This window comes from Collimonas sp. GW821-FHT02H07 (genome assembly GCF_059421505.1).
Genome location: NZ_JBWKVC010000008.1, coordinates 213,910 through 230,635 on the forward strand (window position 1 = coordinate 213,910; position 16,726 = coordinate 230,635).

Genomic DNA, 16,726 nt, shown 5'->3' on the forward strand with positions numbered 1-16,726 from the left:
AATATCAGGACATCATTACCTTTGATCATGCAGCGCCGTATTTTAATTTTAAATGCCGGGCTCAGGCGTCCGCCAGTTCGCCCAGGATCCACTCCTGGAACTTGATCACCGCCGCCTTGCTGGCGTTTTTCTCGGGATAGGTCAGGTAATAGGCTTGCGGGCTTTTGACGGCAAAGGGGAAGGGCACGTGCAGCTGGCCGAGGGCGATTTCGGTTTCCACCAGAAATTTCGGCATCAGCGCCACGCCGAGGCCGGCGGCGGCAGCCTGGATCACCATCGCCAGCTGCTCAAAACGGGGGCCGGAGAGGGCGTCGGGACATGTCACGCCAACATGGTTGAACCAGTCTTGCCAGGCTTGCGGGCGGGTGGTGTGTTGCAACAAGGTCATGCTGCCGAGGTCTTCGATGCGCTGGATCTGCTGGCTCAGCGCCAGACTGCATACCGGCACCACCTCCTCGCCCATCAGCCGCACCATCACCGCGCCGGGCCAGTTCGGCTCGCCGAAGTGGATGGCGGCGTCGACGGAGCGCTTGTTGAAATCGAAAGGCAGCACCTCGGTGCTCAGGTTCAGGATCACGTCCGGATGCGCGGCGGTGAACTTGGCCAGGCGCGGAATCAGCCACTTGATGCCGAAAGTCGGCAATGTTGCCAGATTGAGCACGCCGCCCGAATTCTTGTGCGCCATCACCTGGAAGGTCGCCATCTCGATTTCTTTCAGGATGACGGCCACCTGGCCGGCGTATTCGGCGCCGGCGGCGGTCAGGATCAGGCGGCGGTTGATGCGCTCGAACAGTTTTACCCCGAGATAATCCTCCAGGATCGCCGCTTGCCGGCTGACTGCGCCCTGGGTCATGTGCAGTTCGTTGGCGGCCTTGGTGAAGGACAGGTGGCGTGCGGCCGTGTCGAAAGCGATCAGACAGGAGGTCGAGGGGATGAATCTACGCATTTTTCGTGTTGCCGAGTAGGTATGTGCTGCCGTGCTTGCTATCGAGCAGGCACTATACCAAACGCGCAGCTTTTCAGCTTTACCTTTAGCTTGCATATACGCTAACCGGCATCGACGGCGGCATTACTGCGTAGACGCAAAGCTGGTGACGCCCAGCAGCCGCTCGGGATCGAACACGTTCTGCATCCTCGCCGCCAAGGCCAGTTGTTCGGGCATCGTATAACGCTCGTAGAATTGCTGGTTGAACGGGCCGACCCCATGTTCGGCGCTGAAGCTGCCTTTATATTCGCGCACGGCGAGGTCGTAGATTTCCTGGCGCAGGGCGTTGATGCGCAAGGGCGGGAAATCGGCGATCAGCTGTTCCGGAATCGCCAGGTTGAAATGCAGGCCGCCATCGCCCCAGTGGCCGAAATCGAAGACCTTGATGCCGGCGTAGCCATGTTCCAGCAGCGCGACCGCATCCTGGCGGAACTGGCCGAGCCTGGAACGCGGCACGGAAATGTCGAAAGCCACCACTTTGCCTTCCTGGCGCACGCTGTCGCTGACGGCATGGCGGATGCGCCACAGCACCTCGGGTTTGTCGATCACGGCGTCCAGGATGAGATCGCCGAAGCAGCTTTCCAGCCAGGCGCCGAACAGCTTTTCCAGGTCGAAATCGGCGCTGCGCGGCCGCGCCGAGCTGAGTTCGATCAAAAAGGCGTAGGGCGGCAGCGGGTCAAACGGCGCTGTGATGCCCGGCACATGCTGCAGCACGGATTGCAGGGCGTTTTGCGAGATGCCTTCAAAGGCGCTGAGGAAATCGGCGAAGTTGCGTTCGGCGTCGCGCAGCAGCAGCGCCGCCGCTGCCATCGAGGCCGGCACGACCAGCGCGGTGGCGCTTTGCTGCGGCCGCGGATGCACCTGCAACACCACCTGGGTGATGATGCCGTAGGCGCCGCCGGTGCCGATGAAGCATTGCTTCCAGTCGGGGCCGGTATTGTTTTTGCGGAGCCGGTTGCACAGATCCAGGCGCTCGCCGGGCGGATCGATCAGCAATGCCTCCAGGCCCAGGACGTTGTGGCGCACGTCGCCGTAGCGGATCAGGCGGGCGCCGCCGGTATTGGCCGCCAGCATGCCGCCCAGCGACGGATCGGCGCCGAGGTCGATGGGAAAATACAGGTCGTGCCTTTCCAGCGCCTGGTTCAGCTCCGACAAGCGGGTGCCGGCATAGGCCTGCACCACGCGGTCGACCGGATCGATATCGATGACGCCCTTGATGCGTTCCATGCTGAGCACCACATCGTGGCCGCTATGGTCGGGTGAGGACGCGCCCACCAGGCCGGTGTTCGCACCTTGGGGGACGATGCGGATCTTGTCCCTGGCGCACAAGCGCAGCAGTTCGGCCGCCTCTTCAACGCTGGCGGGGCGCGCAATGCACAGGCTTTTGCCGCTGCCGTAGCGGGCGCCGTGCTCATAGGGCTGGCGCTGCTCCGGCGTGCTCAGGCAGCCTTGCGGGCCGAGCAGCCCGATGATTTTTTGCAGGGTCTGGCTGGCGCTTGTCATGTTTGCTTCATTGTTGATTCGCCGCGGCGGAAGCGGTCATCTTGAAAATACCCTGGGCGTTGCCGCTGTCGAAGGTCAGGTCGAGCTTCTCGGCCTGGCTGTCGGCGTCCAGGTAGCGGTCGCGCGAAATGAATTCGTAGAACGATCCCGGTACTTGCATGTCGACCAGCACGCCGTTTTCATCGCGCATGGCGCGGGTCACGGTACTGGCGCGGAAGGCGGTCTGGCGCACCCGTCCGTTGCGCGAGACTTCGATCTTTTCCTTGATGGCGCGGCCCAGCGCGCGTTGCGCATCGGCCACCTGTTCCACGTTCGGCACGCGGTCGGTGGCGTGGTTGAAGGCGTTGCCCTCGGTCGAAATCCAGGCCATCTCGGCCGATTCCGCCAGCAGGGTCTGGTAGTCGGCGATGCTGGGCAGCTCGTGCTGGCGGTCGAAGCAGGCGACCAGCACCGGCAACAGCGTCAGCGCGTCGGCTATCGGCAGGACCTTATCCTTGCCGAGCTGCTGCAGCAACTGCGCCGAGTGCGGGTCGATCGGATCCTGAGAGGTCGCCAGGACCCGGTTGACGGTGTGCTGGAATTCGGCCGAGAAATTGTGCGGATGCAGTTCGCTCAGGAAGAACTGGGCGATTTCTTCGGCATCGTCTTCATGGGCGTAAGCGCGGCCGGTCATGCTGATCCGTTGCAGCGGATAGATGCCGTTCACGTGGTAGCCCAGCGGCCGCAGGATGCGCGTGAACGCCGCTTCGCCGGCCGGCAGGGTGCCGGTGCTGATGCCCAGCACGGTGCGCAGGGCGCCGTGATCGAAGCGGATCTTGTTGCCGGCGCGTACAGAATCCTGCACGTAGTCGTTCCCTTGCGGGACGGCTTTCAGCAGTTTCTCGAACAGCAGCATGTTCAGTGCCTGGGCGATTTCGATGCGCGAAACAGTGTCGGAACGCGGACGCAGGGTGCTGGCCGGGATTTGCAGCAGATCGGATAATTGGTCGGCATGCTCGGCGCCCAGCAGGGAGGCCAGCATGAATTGCAGGTTGGTGGTGGACATGCGCGCTCTTTATCGGAGGAGGATAGGCGCAGTGTAAATTTGATTCGGGCTTGGATAAAACGATAAATACTATTAGAACCATGCGTTTTACTCATGGAAATGGTGTTTTTGGTTTTTTAAGGGCGAAAAAAAGATGGGCACGGCGGATGCCCATCTTTTGCGCAACAAACCGGAAACGGCTTATTTACTTATTTAGTAACCGATGGCAGCGCCGGCAGGGCGGCGCGTATCGTTGGCGCCGTAATACAAGCCCGGACGGACGACGCCTGAAACGCCGGCATCATTGCCGGAGCTGGCGCCGGCAACGCCTGCCGCGCCCGGCAAGCCGATCATGATCAGCTCAGCCGCGCCCCAAGGGGTTTGCTCTTTCATCTTGTAGCCCATGCCGTCGAGAATCTTCAGGGTATCCGGCGACAGGCCGCGGGTTTCGTAGTACACCTCGTCCGGCAGCCATTGATGATGGATGCGCGGCGCATCGACCGCTTCCTGCGGCGCCATGCCGTAGTCGATCACGTTCAGCGCGGTTTCCAGCGTGATGGTGATGATGCGCGAACCGCCCGGCGAGCCCAGCACCATATAAGTCTTGCCATCCTTGGTCACCAGCGTCGGCGCCATCGACGACAGCGGACGCTTGCCGGGAGCGATCGAGTTGGTCGCGCCCTGCACCAGGCCGAACAGGTTCTGCACGCCGGCCTTGACGGTGAAGTCATCCATCTCATCGTTGAGGAAGAAGCCGGTGCCCGGCGCAATCACCACGGCGCCGAAGCGACCGTTGATGGTGTAGGTGGTGGATACCGCATTGCCATCCTTGTCGACGATCGAGTAATGGGTGGTTTCAGGCTTCTCGTGCGGCGCCATGCCTGGCTGTACTTCTACCGATGGCGTGGCCTTGTCGGCGCTGATCTTTTCGCGGATCGAGGCGGCGTATTCCTTGCTCAGCAAGCGCTCCAGCGGATTCTTGACGAAGGCCGGGTCGCCCAGGAAAGTGTTGCGGTCCATATAGGAGTGGCGCATCGCTTCGGTCATGTAGTGCACCGAGGCTGCCGAGTGGAAGCCGAGCCCCTTCATGTCGTAGCCCTCGAGGATATTGAGGATCTGGCACATGGTGGCGCCGCCGGAGCTTGGCGGCGGGGCGGAGACGAATACATAACCGCGGTAGTTGCACGACAATGGCGCGCTTTCGCTGATCTTGTAGCTGGCGAAGTCGGCTGCGGTAATGATGCCGCCGCCCGCCTTGGAGGCGCGTTCCACCGCGGCAGGAATCGCGCCTTTATAGAATGCGTCAGGACCGTTGCGCGAGATGGCTTCCAGGGTCTTGGCCAGATCTTTCTGCACCAGGCGGTCGCCCGGCTGCAACGGCGTGCCGTCGCGGCGCAGGAACAGGCGGGCCGCTTCCGGGTCTTTCTTGAACTGGGCGATGGTGGTGTCGAGGATGTCGGTGTCGCCGCGGTTCAGGATGTAGCCGTCGCGCGCCAGCTTGATCGCCGGCTGCATGACTTGTGCACGGGTCAGCTTGCCGTACTTGCGCTGCGCGCTGTCGAGGCCCAGCACGGTGCCCGGCACGCCAGCCGCCAGGTAGCCAAACAGGCTGGCGTTGGTAATTGCCTTGCCGTTGGCATCCAGGTACATATTGGCGCTGGCCGCGGCCGGCGCGGTTTCACGGAAATTGATGAAGGTATCGCGGCCATCGGCCAGGTGGATGGTCATGAAGCCGCCGCCGCCGATATTGCCGCAGCAGGGATTCACCACCGCCTGCGCATAGCCGACCGCTACCGCCGCATCGACGGCGTTGCCGCCCATCTTGAGGATATCGACCCCGACCTGCGAAGCAAGGTGCTGGGAAGTCACCACCATGCCGTTCTTCGCCTCGACCGCAGGCGCGGATGCCGCCTGCGCGCTGCCCAGCAAGCCCAGCAGCAGCACCGATGCCGCCAACGGTTTCAACCAATAAGTAGTACGCATACCTTCTCCCTTTTATTAGTGGGCAAGCCGTTTGCCCCTAGCTTTGAATATGGCGCATAAATTTGAACCGGCAGCGGACCGGCTGCATGAACAAATGATAGGCGCCACAATTATTGCATTGCTGTCGTCCGGGCGTTGTCCTTTTTACTTTTCCGGATGACGATATGCGTATTAAGCATAATTTGCGCCCGCGCTGCGTGGTCTGCATTCACCAGGATCGGGCATAAGTTCGACCCTAAACAAAGCTTCGGTTTGGCAGTTTGCGATAATCCGCATGCAAGTCAGGGGCTTGCGGACATACAATATGGCCACAAGCTTTTTGAAAAGATGACGACAGTGCTTGCATAAATCACTGTTTTTTTATACAGTGCTTACCTGAAGTCCCGAATTTGTCACCGTTATCTCATCACTTTTGTCGAAAGAGCAACCATGGACGATAAAAAATCCGCCGCCAACCCGGATAAAAGCAAGGCCCTTGCCGCGGCCTTGGCGCAGATCGAAAAGCAGTTCGGCAAAGGTTCGGTCATGCGCATGGAAGACGGCGCCGTGGTCGAAGAAGTGCAAGTGGTCTCGACCGGTTCGCTCGGCCTGGATATCGCACTCGGCGTCGGCGGCTTGCCGCGCGGCCGTGTCGTGGAAATCTACGGTCCGGAATCGTCCGGCAAGACCACGCTGACCCTGCAAACCATCGCCGAAATGCAAAAGTTGGGCGGCACCTGCGCCTTTATCGACGCGGAACACGCGCTGGACGTCGGCTATGCCCAGAAGCTGGGCATCAACCTGTCCGAACTGCTGATCTCGCAGCCGGATACCGGCGAGCAGGCGTTGGAAATCACCGACGCGCTGGTGCGCTCGGGCGGCGTCGACCTGATCGTGGTCGACTCGGTGGCGGCCTTGACGCCACGCGCCGAAATCGAAGGCGACATGGGCGATTCCCTGCCAGGCCTGCAGGCGCGTTTAATGTCGCAAGCGCTGCGCAAGCTGACCGGCAGCATCAACCGCACCAATACCCTGGTGATCTTCATCAACCAGATCCGCATGAAGATCGGCGTCATGTTCGGCAATCCGGAAACCACCACTGGCGGCAATGCCCTCAAGTTCTACGCTTCGGTGCGCCTGGATATCCGCCGTACCGGCTCGATCAAGTCCGGCGACGAAGTCATCGGCAACGAAACCAAGGTCAAGGTTGTCAAGAACAAGATCGCGCCGCCATTCAAGGAAGCGCACTTCGACATCCTGTATGGCGAAGGCACATCGCGCGAAGGTGAAATCCTCGATCTCGGTTCCGATGCCAAGATCGTTGAAAAGTCGGGCGCCTGGTACAGCTACAACGGCGAACGCATCGGCCAGGGCAAGGACAATGCACGCACCTACCTGAAAGAACGTCCGGAACTGGCGCGCGAGATCGAAAACAAGGTGCGCGCTTCGCTGGGCGTGCCGCTGTTGGGCGAGATCAAGGCGGAAGGCGGCGACAAGGCTGATAAAGCCGCTGCCAAAGCCAATAAGGCCGCTGCTGCGGCTGCGGCCAAGGCTGAAGAGCCGGTCTGATATCCCGGCGGCCTTGCTTCAGCAATCAAGCAGGCCGGGCCGTCTAAGGAAGTAAGAAAGCGCCTTTCATAAAATTCCACACAACGGATTTTTGAAAGGCGTTGTTGTTTGTAGCGAGCTGCATATACAGTACATAAGGTACATAACCAGCGCTACTTGATACTTGATACGCATTACTCGGAAAGCGGAGATGGCCAAACTGCAAATCAGCCTGAAGGGCAGGGCGCTCCGCTATCTGTCGGCACGCGAACACAGCCGCCTGGAACTGGCGCGCAAACTGGCGCGCTATGCACAGGAAGGCGACGACATTGAAGCCTTGCTCGACACGCTGGAAGCGGCCAAGCTGCTGTCGCAATCGCGCTTCTCCGAATCCCTGATCCACCGCCGCGCCCATCGCTACGGCAACAGCCGCATCCTCTCCGAATTGCAAAGCCACGGGATTGACGCCGAGTCACTGGTGGACATCAAGGCCGACCTGGCCAGCGGCGAAGTCGCGCGAGCGCGCGAGGTCTGGCGCAAGAAATTCAATCGGCCGCCGGCGGATGCGGCCGAACGGGCCAAACAGATGCGGTTCCTGCTGCAGCGCGGGTTTTCTCATCGGGCCATACAGGCGGCGGTAAAAGGCGGGGATGAGGACGCTGAGGATTGCTGAGAACGAAGCGTCGCATTTGTATATATGTGATTGAAATGCGACAAAACCGGCAGCATGCTCATGCTGCTTTCCATCGTGTGCCTTCTTGTTTCTCCAGCTGATTCCGGTGGCGAGCGCCGTTGATGGCTATTTTGCAACTGTCCGTCAACATCGCTAAGCCAGCGAAGCTGTGCTACACTTTTGGGGTTTTTTGCAAACCGCAGGAGCGGCAGTTACCATAGAAACTGTGGTAACGACACGCAAATAAGTCCACCATTATGTCTCTGACACCTTCCATTTCCCGCCGAGCGTTGAAGCACACCCGCGCGATTCACATCGAAGCATTTGTGCGTGATGACGGCTTGTGGGAACTGGACGCGCACCTGACCGATACCAAGCCTTTCGACCTTTCTTTGCCTGCCGGTAACTTGCCCGCGGGTGCACCGCTGCACAGCCTGTGGCTGCGGCTGACGCTGGATCGCCAGTTCACCATTGTCGAGGTCGAGGCGCACTCGGAAGCGGTGCCATATCAGGGCTATTGCAATACCATCAACCCCGCATATAAAACCCTGGTCGGCCTGAGCCTGGTCAAGGGCTTCCGCTATACGCTCAAGGAGCGCATCGGTGGCGCCCTGGGTTGTACTCATTTAACCGAGCTGGCGCAGATCCTGCCGACCGCCGCCTTGCAGGCTTTCGGCGGCGAGATAGACCGCAGCGCCGATGCCGCCGCCGGGCAGGGTAAGCCGCCCCAGCTCGACCGCTGTCATGCTTTACGTAGTGAAGGCGCAGTCGTCGCCCAATATTATCCGAAGTGGGCAATCAGCCCACCAGCCGAAGTAGACCAACAAACGCATTTATCCAACCAAGCAATTTCATTTAATTAAGTGTCAGAAGGGAAGCTCGCATGAAAATCCATGAGTATCAGGGTAAAGAAATTCTCCGCCAGTTCGGAGTGACAACACCGCGTGGCATCCCGTGCCTGAGCGTCGATGACGCGGTCAAGGCAGCCGAAACACTCGGCGGTTCGGTTTGGGTCGTCAAAGCCCAGATCCACGCCGGCGGTCGCGGCAAGGGCGGCGGCGTCAAGGTTGCCAAGTCGCTGGAACAAGTGCGCGAGTACGCCAACCAGATTCTCGGCATGCAGCTGATCACGCATCAGACTGGCCCTGAAGGCCAGAAAGTGCGTCGCCTGCTGATCGAAGAAGGCGCTGACATCAAGCAAGAACTGTATGTGAGTATGGTCACCGATCGCGTAAGCCAGCGCGTGGTGCTGATGGCATCCAGCGAAGGCGGCATGGACATCGAAGAAGTCGCAGCCAGCCACCCGGAAAAGATCCACCAAGTCGTCATCGATCCGGCTACCGGCCTGACCGATGCTGACGCTGACAGCATCAGCACTCTGATCGGCGTTCCTGCCGGTTCGATCGCCGACGCGCGCGTCCAGCTGCAAGGTCTGTACAAGGCATACTGGGATACCGATTGCTCGCTGGCTGAAATCAACCCGCTGATCGTTACCGGTTCCGGCAAGGTCATCGCCCTGGACGCCAAGTTCAACTTTGACTCCAACGCCCTGTTCCGCCATCCTGAAATCGTCGCTTACCGCGATCTGGACGAAGAAGATCCAGCTGAAATCGAAGCTTCCAAGTTCGACCTGGCTTACATCTCGCTCGACGGCAACATCGGCTGCCTGGTGAACGGCGCCGGCCTGGCCATGGCCACCATGGACACCATCAAGCTGTTCGGCGGCGAGCCAGCCAACTTCCTCGACGTCGGCGGCGGCGCAACTGCTGAAAAAGTGACTGAAGCGTTCAAGATCATGTTGAAGAATCCAGGCCTGAAAGCCATCCTGGTCAACATTTTCGGCGGCATCATGCGCTGCGATGTGATCGCCGAAGGCGTCATCACCGCATCCAAAGCCGTTTCGCTGAAAGTGCCGCTGGTGGTCCGCATGAAGGGCACCAACGAAGAAATCGGCAAGAAAATGCTGGCCGACTCCGGCCTGCCGATCATCTCGGCGGACAGCATGGAAGAAGCGGCGCAGAAGGTTGTTGCTGCTGCTAACGGTAAGTAATAAATAACAAGGAACAACTATGTCGATCCTGATCAACAAAGACACTAAAGTCGTCACCCAAGGCATCACCGGCAAGACCGGTCAATTCCACACCCGCGGCTGCCGCGATTACGCAAACGGCAAGAACGCATTTGTCGCCGGCGTGAACCCGAAAAAAGCCGGTGAAGATTTCGAAGGCATCCCGATTTTCGCTAACGTTTCCGAAGCCAAGGCCGCCACCGGCGCCAACGTTTCAGTGATCTACGTGCCGCCAGCAGGCGCGGCAGCAGCGATCTGGGAAGCCGTCGAAGCTGAACTCGACCTGGCCATCTGCATCACCGAAGGCATCCCGGTCCGCGACATGCTGGCCTTGAAAGACCGCATGGCAAAAGCCGGCAGCAAGACTTTGCTGCTGGGCCCTAACTGCCCAGGCCTGATCACGCCGGACGAAATCAAGATCGGCATCATGCCGGGCCACATCCACAAGAAGGGCCGCATCGGCGTGGTGTCGCGTTCCGGCACCCTGACTTATGAAGCAGTCGGTCAATTGACCGCACTGGGCCTGGGCCAGTCGTCGGCAGTCGGCATCGGCGGCGATCCGATCAACGGCTTGAAGCACATCGACATCATGAAGATGTTCAACGACGATCCTGAAACCGATGCCGTCATCATGATCGGCGAAATCGGCGGTCCGGACGAAGCGAATGCCGCTTACTGGATCAAGGACAACATGAAGAAGCCGGTGGTCAGCTTTATCGCAGGCGTTACCGCTCCTCCAGGCAAGCGCATGGGCCACGCCGGCGCGCTGATCTCGGGCGGCGCCGACACGGCGCAAGCCAAGCTGGACATCATGGAAGCGTGTGGCATCACCGTGACCAAGAATCCATCGGAAATGGCGCGTCTGCTGAAGGCGATGCTGTAATCGTCGCATAGCAAAACGGACGGCCGGCGCAGCATCAGCCGGCCAGACAGGAAAGGGAGCTTCGGCTCCCTTTTTTATTGTGGTGCACAATTCCGTCCGCAGTGGGGATGCGGCATCCTGAAGTCGGCATCTGGAGAGACTGCAATATGTCTTGCCGTCCCCGGCAGAACCAAGGAAAATGCTTGTAATCTGGCAACCGCCTAATCTGTATCACCTTTATTCACCGAACATGTCTCGACATATGCCGCTTGAGTTTGCCGCCAAAACGGATATTGGTATGGTGCGAGTACAAAACGAAGACACCGTCGTCGTCGATGCCGGCTTGCAGCTGGCGATCCTGGCCGACGGCATGGGCGGCTACAACGCCGGTGAAGTCGCCAGCAGCATCGCCACCGTCGCCATCCAGGAAGAAATCGAAAGTCAGCTGCAGGAGTATCGCCGCCTGCAAAAACCGGAAGAAGAACTGCCGACCCGTCTGTGGCTGATGCAGGCCGTGCGCCAAGCCAACAGCACCATCATCAACGCCGCCCGCCGCGAGCCGGAATACCGCGGCATGGGCACCACCCTGGTGGTGGCCTGGTTCCAGCCCGAAGGCCAGGTCAGCATCGCCCACGTCGGCGATTCGCGCGCCTACCGCATCCGCGACGGCTTGCTGGAACAGTTGACGCGCGACCATTCCCTGCTGCAGGAACAGATCGACGCCGGCCTGATTCGTGCTGAAGACGCGCAATTTGCGCTCAACCGCAATATCGTCACGCGCGCCGTCGGCATCGACTACCAGCTGGTGGTGGAAGTCCACCAGCACGACATACAGGCCGGCGACCTGTATCTGCTCTGTTCCGATGGTCTGTCGGACCGCATCGGCGACGGCGATATCAGCAATATCATCAGCGACGCCCAGGGCGACCTCAAGATGGCATGCACCATGCTTATCAATGCTGCCAACAAGTCCGGGGGGCAGGACAATGTGTCGGTGATACTGATCAGGGTGGCGCAGAATGAATAGGTGCCGTTGTTAAATTGCCAGCGCAGGCCGCGGGCGGTGCAACAGCCCGGGCCGCAACATAAATCCCGGATTTTGAGTACGATTGCCCCAAAACAACATTAAACTGGGGTGTGTGAAGACATGTACGGCCCGATGTGTGAATTGCGAGAGCAGCGCCAGCACCAATAGCCGCCAGGATATTGTTTTAATCAACTTACAGATAGCGTTTCCCAAGAGAGATAGGAATGGCGAAGATCATCCTGACCAAAGGCGGCACCGTAATACAAGAGATGACGCTCACCAAAGAGCGCACCACCATCGGCCGCCGCGCCCACAATGACCTGGTCATCGACAACCTCGCCATCAGCGGCGAGCATGCGGTCATCATCACTATCTACAACGACTCGTTTCTGGAAGACCTCAACAGCACCAACGGCACCCAGGTCAATGGCCATCCGGTCACCAAGCATTTCCTGCAGCACAATGATGTGATCCAGATGGCAAGGTACAAGCTGCTATACCAGGTGGATACGGATGAAGAGATCAAGGACAACCGGCCCAAGATGTTCCCGGTGCCGCGGCCGGATGCCACTATTACTGTGCTGGATGGGCCTAGTGTCGGCAAGGAGATGTTGCTGACCAAGGTGCTGACGACTATTGGCCGTCCTGGCATCCAGGTGGCGATTGTGACGCGCCGGCCGCATGGCTATGAGCTGACGCATGTTGAAGGGCAGACTTATACCCGTGTCAACGATACGCCCTTGAGTTCAGGGACGCGGGCGCTGAAGGATGAGGATGTGATTGATATCGCCGGCACCTTGATGAAGTTTTCCTGGAAGGCCGTTTAATCGGCTTCGATGAGCGCTCAGCAGTTTTGCCTGAATGACTCTTGATACCGGATCTCCACGCTGGCAGGTATTTCGTACGATGTACAGGGTTTAGATTGAATACCAATACCCTTTCCCCCGCAACGTAATGACACTAAAAGGGCCTTGCTTGCCGCGCAAGATAGGTAAGCAAGCTCATCTTTCGGATCAGGTCGGAAAAGACGATTTTGCGTAGTTTCTTTGTGACAAACTTTGTCAGCGCGTTATCGAAAATCTGCCAAATTTCCTCACTTTCCCCAAAGAAAATCGTGAAATCCTAGGATTCGCAACTGGCACAGACATTGCTCTATCTCTTGCGTAGTGACCCCCCTTTTTATTAACAGGAGAAACAAATGAAATCGATGAAAATGATGCAACGCGTTCAGCGCGGTTTTACTTTGATTGAATTGATGATCGTTGTGGCGATTATTGGTATTTTGGCAGCGATTGCTTTGCCGGCCTATCAGGATTACATTGCACGAGCCCAAATGTCTGAAGCAATGGTTCTTGCTGACGGTCTGAAAACTGCAGTTTCAGAATCATTTTCACAGGACGGCAATTGTCCTTCGAATGCTGCTGCGGCAGTTAGTGGGATTGCAGCTGCTGCAAATATTACAGGTAAGTATGTACTGTCGGTAACAACTGCTGGCACAGGGTCAGCAGCGGGTGGTTGTACGATTGCGGCTAAGATGCAAGCGAGTGGTGTATCCACAGGCATCGTAAGCAAAACTTTGACTTTGACTATGTCAACTGCTGCTACTGCTGGAACGATGAACTGGGCATGTACTTCTGACGCTCTGCAAAAATATGTACCTAAAGCTTGCGTTGGAGCCTAATTGTATTAAATGTTTGATTGAGCAGTCTAGGGTATAGAAAATATACCCCTGCAGGAAACACTTCTCATGCTGGTACAGATGAGAAGTGTTTTTTTTTGCCTGCAATAATAGTTCCCAGATATTTCTTAAAGCGAGTGCGCTGACATACGTCGTTTAGCTGGAGCAAATATTGCATTGTCAAAGCTAGCTCTCGAAATTGTGTGACTCTTGCAGAGGGATATAAGATGAAACAAACAAAAGCGTTGCGAAGCAGTGACCACGGATTTACATTAATTGAGTTGATGATCGTGACGGCCATCATTGGTATTTTGGCGGCGATAGCAATCCCTGCCTATCAGGATAGCATTGCACGCGCCCAGATCAGCGAGGGCCTGGAGCTCGCTGCGGGCCTGAAAGTTCCAATTGGAACTGCGTTTGCTCAAGACGGTACATGCCCGACAAATGGCACTAATGGCATTCCAGCTTCAACCTCAATTCGTGGTAAATATGTGGAGTCTGTCACTACTGGCGGTGTTTCGAGCGCAAGCGGTGGCTGTACAATTACTGTCGTGATGAACGTCACGTCCACCTCGAATAGCATCCATGGTGCAAATTTGGTTTTGACGATGGGAACCACCCCTAATTCAGGAACTTCAGGAAGCATGAGTTGGACATGTATTTCGTCTGCACCACAAAAAGTCGTTCCGCTAGTGTGCTCAGGTACTTAAATATTGACCGAGTAACTAAATCATCTGTGTAAGTAATAATATAGTTGGAATTTTGTTCAATAACCTAACAAGCATCGACATAAGCTAGCGAGAGCAGCAAGTGCGGTTTGAAGTTTATAGTCGTAAAGAGACGGTTTAGATATTTTGCAAGAATAACGCTGATGGATCGAATCAAGATTAGATTTATTTTTCGCTCTTGCTAACAAGGACTACCTACGTATTGATGCAATTTTTTGTGGGGTAACGAGATGTGGTTTAGCTGGTTAAATGCGCGTGAAGAAAAGCAGTTTGGACAATCACTTGCCGCTACCTTAATGGAGAGGCTTGTTTTTGAGGAATTGGCTCACAATAACCGTTTAATGGGGAAGAAACACGATGCGATGTTACACAATATGATGCAACAGATAACCAGCTTCAAACTTGGCCGAAAGATGAATGCTTATAAAAAAGCTCAAGTTGGTAATGCATTCAAATGGACATTGAAAGATAAGGGATATGATCCTGAATATGTGGACCAATTGACCAATTGGCTCATGTTGAAAATGTAGAATTATCGAGGTGGCCCTTGCCCGCAAGGGTACGGATAATAGTGATATGCAGTAATTTCTATAAAACTCATGCGAAAACGCTCGCGAATAGCGTGCACAATCTGATTGTGCTTTTTCCTCCCGTCTGATGCGCCAGAAACCATGGTTCGTACTCTCCTAATAGTCTGCTGTATATGTTCAAACCTTTTAAGAATCTATTTTTTTCATCAGAAAAGAAGTCTTCGAAAATCGTTGCTGCCGCTTCTGTTAATCCTGACCAAGACCTGGCGAACATCGTAACAGAGCCTAGCACACACATAAAACGCGGCAACGCCTTGCTGTCCAATGGAGATTTGTCGAATGCAGAAATGTGTTATCGGCGAGCGTTGGCGGTTGACCCGTCTCATGTAACGCCATACATCGCGCTTGGATATGTGCTAATCGAACAGCAGCGCTTTGATGAAGCCAACCAGATACTCAAACAGGCTGTGTTGCTCGACCCGCAAAAGGCCGATGGTTTCTACATGCTGGGGACAATTGCGAAAGACCAGGGCGATACAGAAAGCGCCATTGAAAACTTCAATAGGGCGCTAACAGTCAAGCCTGATTTTGAAGTGGTGTACATCGATTTATGTCTCCTGTTATTTCAGAAGAGTCAAATCGAGGCAGCCAAGCAGCTGATGAACAGAGGCATCGCGATCTATCCAGAGAATGCTGATTTTCACTATTATCTGGGAAACCTGCATTCGTTGGAAAGCAATCATGAAGCAGCCGTCGCCAGCTATACAACTGCTCTGGCCATACAGCCGACATACCCTGAAGTACTAGGCAATCTGGGAGACATACTCAAGAGCCAAGGACGCCTGGATGAAGCAATAGCGAGTTTCCGCGCCAGTCTTGCCCTCAGGCCCGATTATGCACTGGCCTTCAGCAGCATGCTGCTGGCGATGCAGTATCACGGGGCATATACGCCCGCAGAGGTATTCGCCGAGCATCTGCGTTTTGCACATCTATATGAGTCGCCCTTGAAGCCGCATTGGCCTCGACATGGCAATTTGCGCGATCCGCAGCGGCGCCTCAAAATCGGCTATGTATCAGGAGATTTCCGCGATCATTCGGTGGCATTCTTTATCGAGCCTGTGCTGGGAACCCATGACAAATCGCAGTTTGAAATTTTTGCCTACTATAACTACGTGGTGCATGACCATGTCACCGAGCGGCTGCAAGCCAACGTCGAACATTGGCTGCCTTGCGCCGGCATGACCGATGTCCAGCTGGCTGAACGCATCATGGCCGACGGCATTGATATCCTGGTCGACCTGTCCGGCCATACCGGCTTCAATCGCCTGCTGACATTTGCGCGCAAGCCGGCGCCGCTGCAGATGACCTGGCTCGGCTATCAGGCCACCACCGGACTGACGGCGATGGACTATCGCATCACCGACGCGTCGATGGATCCGCCCGGGAAGACCGAGCAGTTTCATACTGAAACGCTGTTGCGGATCCCGGCTTCCGCCCAGTTCCAGCGCACCGCCGACAGCCCGCCGGTCAATCCGCTGCCGGCATTGAGTTCCAGCCAGTTCACGCTGGCCTGCCTGAACAATCTGGCGAAGGTCAACCAGGACGTGATACGCGTCTGGTCGCGCATCTTGACGGCACTGCCGCACGCCAAGCTGATGCTGGGGAACGCGAACGGTGCGGAAACGCGACAGCGTCTGCTTGCCATGTTTGCGCAAGAGCATATCGGCGGGGAACGCTTGATCCTGCTGCAGAAAGTGTCTTTGCTGGAATATCTCAAGCTGCACCACCAAATCGATCTGGCGCTGGATACTTTCCCCTACAACGGCGGCACCAGTACCTTGCACTCCTTGAGCATGGGAGTGCCGATCATCGCGCTGGCAGGGGATACCCCGGTATCGCGCGCCGGTGTCTCGATCCTGACTGGCGCCGGCTTGTCAGAGTTCGCGGCGAACAGCGAAGACGAATACGTATCTAAAGCCATCGAAGCCTCCCGCGATCTGCCGAAACTGGATCAGATCAGGCAATCCCTGAGAGAGCGGGCGGCGCCGCTGTTCACTGCCGATCCGGAGCAGGTGACACGGCCGCTGGAGGCCGCTTACCGGACTGCCTGGAAAAAATGGTGCAATAGCTGATCGTAT

General features: G+C 57.0%; 14 protein-coding genes and 1 pseudogene. 11 read left to right on the top strand and 4 right to left on the bottom strand.

All coding sequences use genetic code 11. The features are described from left to right. Window positions 1-61: 61 nt before the first annotated feature. The 4 genes from gcvA to ggt form a co-directional block, all read right to left on the bottom strand. Window positions 62-946 (bottom strand): transcriptional regulator GcvA, encoded by an 885-nt coding sequence (gene gcvA, locus AC07V8_RS14680; RefSeq protein WP_494678854.1) that lies wholly within the window; start codon window positions 944-946, stop codon window positions 62-64. A gap of 123 nt (window positions 947-1,069) precedes the next feature. After that, window positions 1,070-2,488 (bottom strand): FAD-binding oxidoreductase, encoded by a 1,419-nt coding sequence (locus AC07V8_RS14685; RefSeq protein ID WP_494678855.1) that lies wholly within the window; start codon window positions 2,486-2,488, stop codon window positions 1,070-1,072. A 7-nt stretch (window positions 2,489-2,495) separates the two neighbouring features. Continuing rightward, window positions 2,496-3,533, bottom strand: coding sequence for a DUF1338 domain-containing protein (locus tag AC07V8_RS14690; protein ID WP_494678856.1), 1,038 nt, complete (start codon window positions 3,531-3,533; stop codon window positions 2,496-2,498). Window positions 3,534-3,725: 192 nt separating this feature from the next. Beyond that, window positions 3,726-5,387, bottom strand: a complete 1,662-nt coding sequence (ggt, locus tag AC07V8_RS14695; RefSeq protein ID WP_494678901.1) for a gamma-glutamyltransferase — start codon at window positions 5,385-5,387, stop codon at window positions 3,726-3,728. Between the two features lie 537 nt (window positions 5,388-5,924). On the opposite strand from ggt, the gene recA reads away from it, so the two are divergent. The 11 genes and pseudogenes from recA to AC07V8_RS14750 all read left to right on the top strand — a co-directional run bounded on the left by recA (window position 5,925) and on the right by AC07V8_RS14750 (window position 16,720). After that, entirely contained in the window at window positions 5,925-7,043 is a 1,119-nt protein-coding gene (gene recA, locus AC07V8_RS14700; RefSeq protein ID WP_494678857.1) for a recombinase RecA, read from the top strand. 190 nt (window positions 7,044-7,233) lie between these two features. Beyond that, window positions 7,234-7,695 carry a recombination regulator RecX gene (gene recX, locus AC07V8_RS14705; RefSeq protein WP_494678858.1) on the top strand — a complete coding sequence of 154 codons (462 nt, stop codon included), beginning with the start codon at window positions 7,234-7,236 and terminating at the stop codon, window positions 7,693-7,695. 257 nt (window positions 7,696-7,952) lie between these two features. Beyond that, window positions 7,953-8,558: a DUF2889 domain-containing protein gene (locus AC07V8_RS14710; protein ID WP_494678859.1), complete on the top strand. Its 606-nt coding sequence runs from the start codon at window positions 7,953-7,955 to the stop codon at window positions 8,556-8,558. A 14-nt stretch (window positions 8,559-8,572) separates the two neighbouring features. After that, window positions 8,573-9,745: pseudogene (gene sucC / locus AC07V8_RS14715) on the top strand (ADP-forming succinate--CoA ligase subunit beta); the annotation flags it as partial. Between the two features lie 19 nt (window positions 9,746-9,764). After that, window positions 9,765-10,646 (top strand): succinate--CoA ligase subunit alpha, encoded by an 882-nt coding sequence (sucD, locus tag AC07V8_RS14720; protein ID WP_092355167.1) that lies wholly within the window; start codon window positions 9,765-9,767, stop codon window positions 10,644-10,646. Between the two features lie 241 nt (window positions 10,647-10,887). Next, window positions 10,888-11,652, top strand: a complete 765-nt coding sequence (locus AC07V8_RS14725; protein ID WP_494678902.1) for a Stp1/IreP family PP2C-type Ser/Thr phosphatase — start codon at window positions 10,888-10,890, stop codon at window positions 11,650-11,652. A gap of 224 nt (window positions 11,653-11,876) precedes the next feature. After that, window positions 11,877-12,479 (top strand): FHA domain-containing protein, encoded by a 603-nt coding sequence (locus AC07V8_RS14730; RefSeq protein WP_494678860.1) that lies wholly within the window; start codon window positions 11,877-11,879, stop codon window positions 12,477-12,479. Between the two features lie 371 nt (window positions 12,480-12,850). After that, window positions 12,851-13,333, top strand: coding sequence for a pilin (locus tag AC07V8_RS14735; protein WP_494678861.1), 483 nt, complete (start codon window positions 12,851-12,853; stop codon window positions 13,331-13,333). 224 nt (window positions 13,334-13,557) lie between these two features. Next, complete coding sequence (locus AC07V8_RS14740; RefSeq protein WP_494678862.1) at window positions 13,558-14,040, top strand: pilin; 483 nt, start codon at window positions 13,558-13,560, stop codon at window positions 14,038-14,040. 248 nt (window positions 14,041-14,288) lie between these two features. Next, entirely contained in the window at window positions 14,289-14,588 is a 300-nt protein-coding gene (locus tag AC07V8_RS14745; RefSeq protein WP_494678863.1) for a hypothetical protein, read from the top strand. Between the two features lie 173 nt (window positions 14,589-14,761). Beyond that, a complete protein-coding gene (locus AC07V8_RS14750; RefSeq protein ID WP_494678864.1) occupies window positions 14,762-16,720 on the top strand; it encodes an O-linked N-acetylglucosamine transferase, SPINDLY family protein in 1,959 nt (652 codons plus the stop codon). Window positions 16,721-16,726 lie beyond the last annotated feature (6 nt).

Bases quoted from the DNA above. Each gene is read 5' to 3' on its own strand.
- AC07V8_RS14690 (WP_494678856.1), bottom strand. From the start codon at position 3,533: ATGTCCACCACCAACCTGCAATTCATGCTGGCCTCCCTGCTGGGCGCC.
- AC07V8_RS14750 (WP_494678864.1), top strand. From the start codon at position 14,762: ATGTTCAAACCTTTTAAGAATCTATTTTTTTCATCAGAAAAGAAGTCT.
- ggt (WP_494678901.1), bottom strand. From the start codon at position 5,387: ATGGTGGTGACTTCCCAGCACCTTGCTTCGCAGGTCGGGGTCGATATC.
- recX (WP_494678858.1), top strand. From the start codon at position 7,234: ATGGCCAAACTGCAAATCAGCCTGAAGGGCAGGGCGCTCCGCTATCTG.
- AC07V8_RS14685 (WP_494678855.1), bottom strand. From the start codon at position 2,488: ATGACAAGCGCCAGCCAGACCCTGCAAAAAATCATCGGGCTGCTCGGC.
- gcvA (WP_494678854.1), bottom strand. From the start codon at position 946: ATGCGTAGATTCATCCCCTCGACCTCCTGTCTGATCGCTTTCGACACG.
- AC07V8_RS14740 (WP_494678862.1), top strand. From the start codon at position 13,558: ATGAAACAAACAAAAGCGTTGCGAAGCAGTGACCACGGATTTACATTA.
- AC07V8_RS14745 (WP_494678863.1), top strand. From the start codon at position 14,289: ATGTGGTTTAGCTGGTTAAATGCGCGTGAAGAAAAGCAGTTTGGACAA.
- recA (WP_494678857.1), top strand. From the start codon at position 5,925: ATGGACGATAAAAAATCCGCCGCCAACCCGGATAAAAGCAAGGCCCTT.
- AC07V8_RS14735 (WP_494678861.1), top strand. From the start codon at position 12,851: ATGAAATCGATGAAAATGATGCAACGCGTTCAGCGCGGTTTTACTTTG.
- AC07V8_RS14725 (WP_494678902.1), top strand. From the start codon at position 10,888: ATGCCGCTTGAGTTTGCCGCCAAAACGGATATTGGTATGGTGCGAGTA.
- AC07V8_RS14730 (WP_494678860.1), top strand. From the start codon at position 11,877: ATGGCGAAGATCATCCTGACCAAAGGCGGCACCGTAATACAAGAGATG.
- AC07V8_RS14710 (WP_494678859.1), top strand. From the start codon at position 7,953: ATGTCTCTGACACCTTCCATTTCCCGCCGAGCGTTGAAGCACACCCGC.
- sucD (WP_092355167.1), top strand. From the start codon at position 9,765: ATGTCGATCCTGATCAACAAAGACACTAAAGTCGTCACCCAAGGCATC.